The following is a 9,431-nucleotide window of genomic DNA, read 5'->3' as shown; positions in this document are numbered from 1 at the left end:
GTCTGGGGGACCAGGGGTCGCAAATTCAAATCTTGTCATCCCGACGAGTTTAAAAGGGAAATTCCATTGGAGTATCCCTTTTTTTTTATGACCAAATAAAAACGCTAATAAAACAAGGTACTGCAGAACCAAATCCATATTTGCTAGATTGAATAAGCATTATTCATTGAATCAAACTTGTAAAAAACATGCAAACAAAAACCGTCAGAACTACAAGCTATTGATATTTAGACATATTACCCCAGAACACACTTGTCTCCAGCGCTAGGAGGCGGAGGTTTAAGGAAGGTGTAATCCGAGGCGGACTTTGGAGTTGGTATGCCTGAACGTTTTGCAATAATTGCCCACAAATTACTGACAGATATCAATTTCAACAAACCTCCATTACTGTTCGCAGTGTTCTATATGCGTGACTTTTTTGAGTTTTTAATGTATTAATGGTTATCCCCATTACTTCGGCGATTTCCTGATTTTTAAGGCCAAATAAGCCATAATTCAGAATTTGTTTCCGTTTGGGCGTCAAATGTTCCATCGCCTGATATAATTTATGAAACTTGTCTTCTCCATTAGGTTGGGTGAGAATTAATTGTTCCTCATTTGTTATACAAGTTCTATCGTATTGATATTGTTCCACATTTTTTTGGTTTCGTCTTTTATTGATACACTTATTTCTCACAGAGCGGAACAAATATTCTCTTAATGAATTATAGATCTTAATCTCATTTCGTATCTCCCAAAGCCTTAAAAAAACTTCTTGTACAATATCCTCACTTAAATTAAAATCATTTAAAAATGAATTAGCATAATTCACTAAGGGCTTAGAGTACAATTCAAACATGATATCAATATTATATTTAGAAATACTCCCCCCTTCTACATCACTCATAACTTAAAATTAATATAGATTATTCAAAACTATATCTCAAGCCTTTCAATCGCGTGAAAAATTCAAATATCCAATAAAAAAACAAAGACCGAACAGCTACACACCTAGCCATCCGGTCTTTTAAGAAACTAACCGACTATTATTAAACCAAACTATATGGGATACAACTACACAGCTTATTTGTATCCCATATAAGCTATAACATCACCTATTTCATAATACTTTACTAAAACCGAGAAATCATAAAATTCACTTTTTTAATATGCTTGTTCCCGGCTTTATCTTTTACATGTATAGTAAAATCATAATCACCAATTACTGCGTCTTTTGCTACACCAATATTAAAGTTGAGATTAGCATTAAGTTTGCCTTTAATAATTGGCAAAGGGTTTCCTGTAGCATCAACACTTGCATTGATTAAGTTGTTACATGAAAAACACTTTACATAGCACAGAGCATCCGATCCTCCTTTACTAATACTGATATGATAATCCTCTAAGGCCATATTGTCTGACAGAACAGCATTCACGTTTAATGTTCCTCCAGGGAAAATTCGTGTACTCTCTAGTGGACTTACTAATTCAATCTTTGGTTTTAAATCATCAGTATTGCTTGCTAAAAAAGAAAATGGGGCAAACAATATGAGCATACTTTTCAGATAGAAAATCATATCAAATTCTTAATGTAAAGAGTTAATTTAATTGGGGATACTCCCTTGGCTAGAATCTAAACCATTTATTACCTATTCTTCATTCCTTATAAAATCTGATGGTAGGTCGGCTTTCTAATTATATTTGCAGACATGATTAGTAATTATTGTAAGTAATAATGCCAACCTTCCATTAGATTTCATTAATTATTTTTTCAGGACTATATTGATTTCATTCAGTTAAATGCTTGCCATTTGTATTTCAAAAAAAGGGAAGGGTATTTCCTGAGATCACCTCCCCTTTTTAACCAAACCTACCGACTAACTAACATTTTTATATAAGCATGTCTTTATTTACTCATAGAGTCCTTCAATATCTAATTTTATCTTTCCAAAAGAATTATCATGAAAATAGTCAGCAACACGTCCTGTGTTTTCATTCTCAGAATAGTTCTTTGGGTTAAATAATTCATTAAAATTCTCTTTAATCATCTCAACATCAGCAGTTCAAGCAACACATATAGATATTATATCTAAGGCAGATATAAGGTAAATTCATTGTTTATTAAAAAGGGATAAAAGAGGAGCCTTTCGGCCCCTCTAACTAAAAAGCTATATCTTTTATTTCTTACGAAATACGGTGGTATAAATACCAAAGTATCCTGCATCTACAAGAGCACCCCAGATTTCAGTGCTAATGTTACCATCCTCACCAATTTGACAAACTATCGCTCCGGAAGGATCCCATCCTTGAGAAACCTGATCATAGCGTACTGCTTTAGCTGCTCCATAATCAGGATGAACAAACAGCACCTGTCCCGGAAGAATGCTCAATGTCATCTCATCAAGGTCAACAGAAGCCGTCATTGCAACATCTTCACCAATTCCCCATAAATTCATGATTAAGACCTGAGTTTCATCTTCAGGATCAGGTAAAATCGTTACAGAATTCCCTGAATTTGGATCCAAAGGATTGCCTTCAGCAGTCATATCGTAATCATCCTCAGTATAAAAACCGAAAAGCTGTGCTAAAGGATGAGAATCATCAACTTCGATATCATTATTAAGGATTGTGATTAAAATTTCAGACTTTAAACCATCAGCTAATCCTAATGGTAAATCTAAGGAACTAGACTTCAATTTAATTTTAATCTGTCTGTTCGCATCAACAGTATCATTACCGATTACTTTAATACGAATCGCATTCTTATACGAAGTAGAACCAAAAGTCAAAGTCTTGCTTGAATTAAGCAACTCAAAATCTACCCCTTCGATAGCCGGATTAGCAAGTCCATCACTTACAAAATCGAAATCTACAGTTACTGCCTTTGGAGAAGCAGTATGATAAATAACTTCAAAAGTTTGATCAAGTTCAACATCTTCATCAATTTCAAACTCTTCTTCTATGAAGGAGATACAAGCATTTTTATCCTGAAATAGAATTTCATCTACTTCGGCAGTACATGCTCCAAACCCGAGGGTCAAAAGCATTACAAATAGCCAATATATATTTTTCATTTTTTTTTGTATTTAGATTAATAGCCAGAGTTCTGATCCATATTCTCATTTCCATTAAATTCAGACTGAGGGATTGCCCACAACCATCTGTGGTTAGATGATGAGATAGATAGTGCATTGGGTCCAGAAACGGTATTTTCCTGAGGAATACGTGTAAAACCAAGACCTTTACGTTTTAGATCGAAAAAACGATGACCTTCAAAAGCTAACTCCTTAGTTCTTTCGTCCCAAATAGCAGCTTTAAGATCGTCACCAGTTAGAAATTCATCAGAATAAGCTACAATACGTTTTGCTCTAAGAGCATTTAAGTCGGCTGCAGCAAGGGCATCGTTATCATTTTCAGCATAAGCCTCTGCACGAATCAAATACATCTCTGCTAAACGGAAAAGCTTAGGCATATGAGCTCCGTTCTGATTAGATCCAGTAAATTCCGGATTTCCAGGATACTTATTTACCAAAGTGGTAACCCAATCACTATAGGCTGTTTTAACCGTTTTGTAATATGAAGCATATCTAATATCATTATTAGTATCGTACATATCTAACAACCATTGAGCAGGAACATAATCCGGCTTTGGAAGCCCTTGAGAATCATTATAATAACTATACCCCGGAGTTGCACCAGAAGCATCTGCAACAGTCAGACCAAACTTGCAAATGATCTCACTGCCATCATCATAAGTCCACATAGATTGAAAATCATCGTCATTGTCCCCATAACCTGCTAAAGCAAATCTATTCTCATCTATCAAATTAGAAGCATGGAAAATCGCTTTGTCCCAATTGTTCATATATAAATATACACGAGCAAGAAGAGCATCAGCAGCATGTTTAGTGAAATAACGTGTAAAGTCACCATCATGAATTTCTTCTCCAGCAGCAGGAATTAATTCTCTTGCTTCAGTTGCATCCTCAATAACCTGAGCATAAACCTCTTCAATAGTATTTCTTTCAGGCTGCCCTTGTTGGTATTCCGTAATAACAGGCACTCCTAAATCTGTTGAGGCCGTAGAAGCGTTATACGCCTTACCATAGGTTTTAACCAAATCGAAATGAGCCAGAGCACGTCCTAGTAAAGCTTCACCCTTAATAGATGCCTTCTGAATAGAATCTCCTTGAATATCGTCAATTACATTAATAATATTAGAAGAACGAATAATCGTAGCATACATGACTCCCCAAGGACTAGATCCCATTCCGGAAGTGTAGGTCCACTTATACATTTCTCCATAAGTATTAGAGTAACCAATCACAGAAAAAGCTTCGTCTGCCATAATATCCGGAACGACAACAAAAGATCTGCCATAATACCCCGAACTTTTAAAAGCAGAATACATTCCATTTAATGCTATTCCAGCATCCTTAACATTCGTAATTGCTTTGTCTGCATCAATAGATGTAGTCGGTTGTTTATCCAGGAAATCTTCGCAGGAATAAAAACCCAATAGCATCACTGCTAATAATAAACTATATATTTTTTTCATTCTTATTTATTCTTTAGAATTTAACATCTACTCCAAAAGTAAAAGTCTTTACCTGAGGATACATACCTAACTCAACAACACCATCGAATTCCGGATCGAAACCTGAATATTTAGAGAAAGTTAAAAGATTTTGTCCTTGAGCATAAACTCTTACACCCTCAACCCCTTTAATTCTTTCAATAAAATCTTTAGGAACTGTATAGGCTACCATTAAATTTTTCAATCTTAAGAAAGATGCATCTTCAACCAAACGAGAATCAAAATAAGTTTGTCCGTTAGGTTTTGGGATGTCAGTTATATCACCTGGTTTTTTCCAGTAGTTAAGCATACGCTTAGTCTGGTTAAAGCTTGCGAATTGACCATTAGACTCGATAAAATAGCGAGTATTATTCAGCATATACTTATCCTTAACCCATGAAAAGAAAGCCTGTACTGTTAAACCTTTATATGAGAAGGTATTTGTAAAACCACCAGTCCAGGGAGCGATAAAACTCTTACCTTCAAGCATAACTGCATCGTCCTCAGAGAAATTATCGGTAATCTTATCATCTTTTGTTAACCAAAGATTCTTACCTGTAGCAGGATCAACACCAGCAAAACGAGTATAATACATTTGTCCGTAAGACTCACCCACTTTATATATTAGACTGCCCTTACGAAATTCATCCTTGCCATCGTAAAGTTCTGTAATTTCACTTTGGTTGTACCCTACATTTGCAGACAAATTCCAGTTAAAGTCACCAGAATTGATAATATCTGCATTGATGGTTAATTCAGCACCTCTATTTACCATTGAACCCACATTAGACCAACGGCTGCTAAAACCTGAAGTTAATGAAAGTGGTACGTCGAATAACATGTCAGAAGTGGTTTCGTGATACACATCCATAGCAAGATTCACACGGTTGAATAAACCTAAATCTACACCTAAGTTTATTTTCATTAATTGCTCCCATGTTAAATCTGGATTTCCTGGAGCAATAGGAGCAGAAGAATTATCTCCATTATAAATACCAAAACCATAAAGATTCATATGAGAATAGTTTCCAATCTCCCAGTTACCAGAAGTACCAACACCAACTTTAAAACTTAAAGCTGAAATCATTTCGTTCGAAGCTAGGAAAGATTCAGATTTCGCATTCCAACGAGCACCTACAGCCCAAAAATCGGCCCAGCGAACATCTTCACCAAAACGAGAAGAACCTTCTCTACGGTAAGTAAAATCAGCATAATATTTTCCATTATAACCATAACTTGCCGATCCTAAAAATGATAGAAGAGCATACTCTGAAACTGACCCATTAGGAGTACCATCGTATTCAGCCGCAGTACTTAACATTTTCATATGACTTGAAGGTAGTTTTATTGCAGAAACACCAAAAGATTCAACTTTTCCTTCAAGGCTCTCGAAACCTGCAAAAGCAGAAACATCGTGCACCTCGTTAAACGTTTTATTAAAGCTTAACAAGTTTGTCGTATTCAATTTAAAAATACGAGAAAATGAACGACCCACTTGACCTTCGGTAGCTAATCCCCATGCAGATTCAGGGCTTGTGTAACTTTTATCTACATAATCCTTAAAGTCGACACCTACAGTCGTCTTAAACTTAAGGTAATCTGTAAATCTATACTCAGCAAACACATTACCTTGCACCATTACTTTAGTCGAAAAATCTTCGTTTAGATCAAGCTGCTGCAATGGGTTACCAAACGGAAGACCATCTTCTTCAGGAGTCGTATATGAACCATCGTCTCTACGAGCTTTTAGGTAAGGATTCATTAGATAGCCAACAAAAGCCGGGTTGTATACACTATTAGTCGTGGTAGTTGTATAGTTATTTTCTTCTAATCCTAAAGTTATAGATGTACCTAGCTTAAGCTTATCACTAGCATTATGATCTAAATTGATTCTTCCGGTATAGCGTTTAAAATCTGAACGGTACTGAATCCCTTCCTGATCGTAATAGCCACCAGATAAAAAGAATCGGGTTTTATTATTACCCCCTCGAACTGAAATCTCATGAGATTGCATAGGTGCATCACGGAAAACCTCATCTCTCCAATTTACATTAACTTTACTAAGTTCTGCATTTATAGGATCGTCAGCTCCTCTAAGTCCAAGCTCAATTTCATAACGCAGTTTTTCTTCAGTATTCATCATATCGAAGTTACTACGAGCTAACTTAGATAATCCATACTGACCACGGTAAGTGATCTCTGTTTTTCCTTTACTAATACCGCGCTTAGAGGTTACAACGATAACACCATTGGCACCACGCGCACCATAAATAGCAGTAGATGCAGCATCCTTTAAAATAGAAATACTTTCAATATCGTTAACATTTAATGACGAAAAGTCGCCATTCGAAATTGGAACACCATCCATTATTACTAAAGGTTCAGTACCTGCATTAATTGAAGATACACCACGAATACGAATAGAGGCTGCAGCACCCGGACGTCCAGATGAAGCCATTACCTGTACTCCCGCTGTTTGTCCCTGAAGGGCATTATCAAAACTCGCAACAGGAACCTGCTCAAGTTTGTCGGCACTAATAGTAGAAACAGCACCTGTAATAGCACCTTTCTTTTTGCTTGCATAACCTACGACTACAACTTCATCCACACTCAAGGATTCAGGACTCATAGTCACATTAAGAACAGTTTTAGTTCCAACAGGAACTTCCTGTATTTGCATACCTACAAATGAGAACACCAAAATGTCTGAATTCTGGGCTTCAATTGTAAAAGCACCGTCAATATTTGTTGAAGTACCTATAGTTGTTCCTTTTAAAACGACTGAAACCCCTGGGATTCCAAGTCCATCCTCGTCACTGATAACCTTACCAGTAATTTGTTTGGTTTGCGCTAATACTATCTGTACTCCCAGCAAAAACAGGAATAAGGATAGCCCAATCATTTTTTTCATAGATTTTTGTTTATTTAGTTAATAAGTTAATGTTTATACACACCTATCGATCCACTCCTCTTTAATAATAGGATAGAGCTTTTCAAGAAGCATTATTTTAAATTGGATTCAAGTCTATGATTTGCTTCAGGTTTTAGGAGGGATCAACTTTGGGGACAGTTTACATTCACTAACGCAAAACTAGTTTCAACACCCTTTTTAATCCTGTTACAATCGATATCAGACCTTGATTTTTCCAAGAGTGCAAGAATGAACTTTATGCCGAGTAATCTTAATAAAAGGCCATAGCATAAATCCTACCAGGTGGTCTTTGCGCCCTATCTTTTTCACTACTCAAGCCATGCATCAACATGACAACACCACTACAAAAACGCCTAAACAACTAATAGACAGGCATAACATTACGCGAAAGAAAACTGACACAAAAAAATAGATGAATTAATATTTGTAGGGACTAAAGAAGAGAAACAGCTCAAGATTATGCCGCCATTTTGTAATCTCGTTGATGAAACTTGTAATAAGTTATTGGGGGGTATCGACCCGTAAAACATGAGATAAAAACGCAAGTGCTTTCTTAAAAAATATGGAAGCTGAAAGACTATTTTATTTAATAATTAGGGGCCCTCGATTTACTGGCAAAAGATTGAAACTGGTTTTTGAAGTGTAAATCATAGCATTATCAATAAACACTAATTTTTAGGCGTGAATAATGGACGTGAGCACCGCTAGAGCAATACTCACATCCATACATTCACTCTTACAAAAAAGAAATTCAGAATATTATGAAACCGACTAACTAACAATCAAGTTCTGATATTTCTCTCTTATAAACACCTAATTTTAAAACAGACCCGTTTAATTTACGGTAATTAACCACTATTATCATAAAAGTTTATTTTCATTGTCTCTTACACAAAGACAAAGTTGATGCGGTCTGTTTGTTTTTAATGTTTTAGTAAAAGCTTCTTTATTGAATTTACTGACTATGAAAATAAGAATCACAGTTGTCATTCTTACTTGTACAAGATTAGTCGGTTTTCAGCAAGCGCCCAAAAATAAAGCCTTAACAAAATTCCTACTTTATAAGAATACACACCTACAATTTCACTCTACACATCTTTTTAAGCATAACATCTCCACACCCACGAATCAATAAGTATTGATTTTCAGGCAATCAACTTTTTCTATTAAATTTGGTTACTTTCTTCTAAAAAAGAATGATTGGCGGGTCATTAAAAGACGAGTCGGAAAGCCAAAAAAAAAGGGAGCCGTATAAACAGCTCCCTCTAATTCAACTTATTTATTTAGAATACTTTTCAAGGCGCAGGACGGCGTTGAGAATTCTTTTTATTCAGTGTTGCTTCCAAAATTGGCTCAGCTATTTCTATCTCAACAAGTTCAGCATAAGCAGCTACAGCCTCAAGAGGACTTATCTTGGAAGTATATCGAAGCTCATACCACAGGTCAAAACCATATTTCTTATGCTTTGCCTCATTTTTAGGGGAATAAGGAAATACTCTTTTCATTTCCACTGTCGAGAATTGTTTGTTCACCTCATCTAAGGATTGAATACCAGTAATAAGAATGCCATCTACACTTTTAGTTTGCAAACTGTTTAATAAGGTAGACAATTCGGCCTTAAATTTTATCCTAATATGGCCCTCTTTCATACCGTCTCGATATTCTTGTGCGAATAATGATCCTACAATGACCATAAGTGTAACCAGAGTCATTCCTATACGTTTTAATCTAAAAACTTGTTGCATACAACCAAAATTTAATAATCAACTCGATTCATTTCAGATAAATATCAAAGATACTGCCTGTTTTGACCCCTGATATCCTAGAGTTTTATTCTATTTTTTAATCTTCCTTTTAGTGATTGATTTTGACTGTTTAAATTCATTAATCCTAAGCAGCCTTTTTTTGTTTTTTAATCAAATGCTGATCTTGTAGCCATTTTTC

Annotated in this window: 7 protein-coding genes; all 7 read right to left on the bottom strand. The window is 35.6% G+C overall.

Annotated elements, in window-relative coordinates:
• Positions 1-370: 370 nt before the first annotated feature.
• The 7 genes from ABY905_RS10255 to ABY905_RS10225 all read right to left on the bottom strand — a co-directional run bounded on the left by ABY905_RS10255 (position 371) and on the right by ABY905_RS10225 (position 9,232).
• On the bottom strand, positions 371-886 hold the full coding sequence (locus ABY905_RS10255; RefSeq protein WP_372643293.1) for a sigma-70 family RNA polymerase sigma factor: 516 nt from the start codon (positions 884-886) through the stop codon (positions 371-373).
• A 226-nt stretch (positions 887-1,112) separates the two neighbouring features.
• Entirely contained in the window at positions 1,113-1,556 is a 444-nt protein-coding gene (locus ABY905_RS10250) for a DUF4625 domain-containing protein (protein WP_372643291.1), read from the bottom strand.
• A gap of 333 nt (positions 1,557-1,889) precedes the next feature.
• A complete protein-coding gene (locus tag ABY905_RS10245) occupies positions 1,890-2,027 on the bottom strand; it encodes a hypothetical protein (RefSeq protein WP_372643289.1) in 138 nt (45 codons plus the stop codon).
• A 129-nt stretch (positions 2,028-2,156) separates the two neighbouring features.
• Positions 2,157-3,053 carry a Calx-beta domain-containing protein gene (locus ABY905_RS10240; RefSeq protein WP_372643287.1) on the bottom strand — a complete coding sequence of 299 codons (897 nt, stop codon included), beginning with the start codon at positions 3,051-3,053 and terminating at the stop codon, positions 2,157-2,159.
• Between the two features lie 17 nt (positions 3,054-3,070).
• Positions 3,071-4,537 carry a RagB/SusD family nutrient uptake outer membrane protein gene (locus tag ABY905_RS10235; RefSeq protein ID WP_372643284.1) on the bottom strand — a complete coding sequence of 489 codons (1,467 nt, stop codon included), beginning with the start codon at positions 4,535-4,537 and terminating at the stop codon, positions 3,071-3,073.
• A 13-nt stretch (positions 4,538-4,550) separates the two neighbouring features.
• The gene (locus tag ABY905_RS10230) at positions 4,551-7,466 is read right to left on the bottom strand and encodes a SusC/RagA family TonB-linked outer membrane protein (RefSeq protein WP_372643282.1); all 2,916 of its coding nucleotides are present in this window, start codon (positions 7,464-7,466) and stop codon (positions 4,551-4,553) included.
• A gap of 1,316 nt (positions 7,467-8,782) precedes the next feature.
• On the bottom strand, positions 8,783-9,232 hold the full coding sequence (locus ABY905_RS10225) for a subtilase family N-terminal domain-containing protein (RefSeq protein WP_372643279.1): 450 nt from the start codon (positions 9,230-9,232) through the stop codon (positions 8,783-8,785).
• Positions 9,233-9,431: the final 199 nt, after the last annotated feature.

Origin of the sequence: Ancylomarina sp. (assembly GCF_041555295.1) — a bacterium.
Taxonomy (GTDB): Bacteria; Bacteroidota; Bacteroidia; order Bacteroidales; family Marinifilaceae; genus Ancylomarina.
This window is presented reverse-complemented; position numbering and strand designations above follow the sequence as displayed.

Bases quoted from the DNA above. Each gene is read 5' to 3' on its own strand.
- ABY905_RS10255 (WP_372643293.1), bottom strand. From the start codon at position 886: ATGAGTGATGTAGAAGGGGGGAGTATTTCTAAATATAATATTGATATC.
- ABY905_RS10250 (WP_372643291.1), bottom strand. From the start codon at position 1,556: ATGATTTTCTATCTGAAAAGTATGCTCATATTGTTTGCCCCATTTTCT.
- ABY905_RS10245 (WP_372643289.1), bottom strand. From the start codon at position 2,027: ATGATTAAAGAGAATTTTAATGAATTATTTAACCCAAAGAACTATTCT.
- ABY905_RS10240 (WP_372643287.1), bottom strand. From the start codon at position 3,053: ATGAAAAATATATATTGGCTATTTGTAATGCTTTTGACCCTCGGGTTT.
- ABY905_RS10235 (WP_372643284.1), bottom strand. From the start codon at position 4,537: ATGAAAAAAATATATAGTTTATTATTAGCAGTGATGCTATTGGGTTTT.
- ABY905_RS10230 (WP_372643282.1), bottom strand. From the start codon at position 7,466: ATGAAAAAAATGATTGGGCTATCCTTATTCCTGTTTTTGCTGGGAGTA.
- ABY905_RS10225 (WP_372643279.1), bottom strand. From the start codon at position 9,232: ATGCAACAAGTTTTTAGATTAAAACGTATAGGAATGACTCTGGTTACA.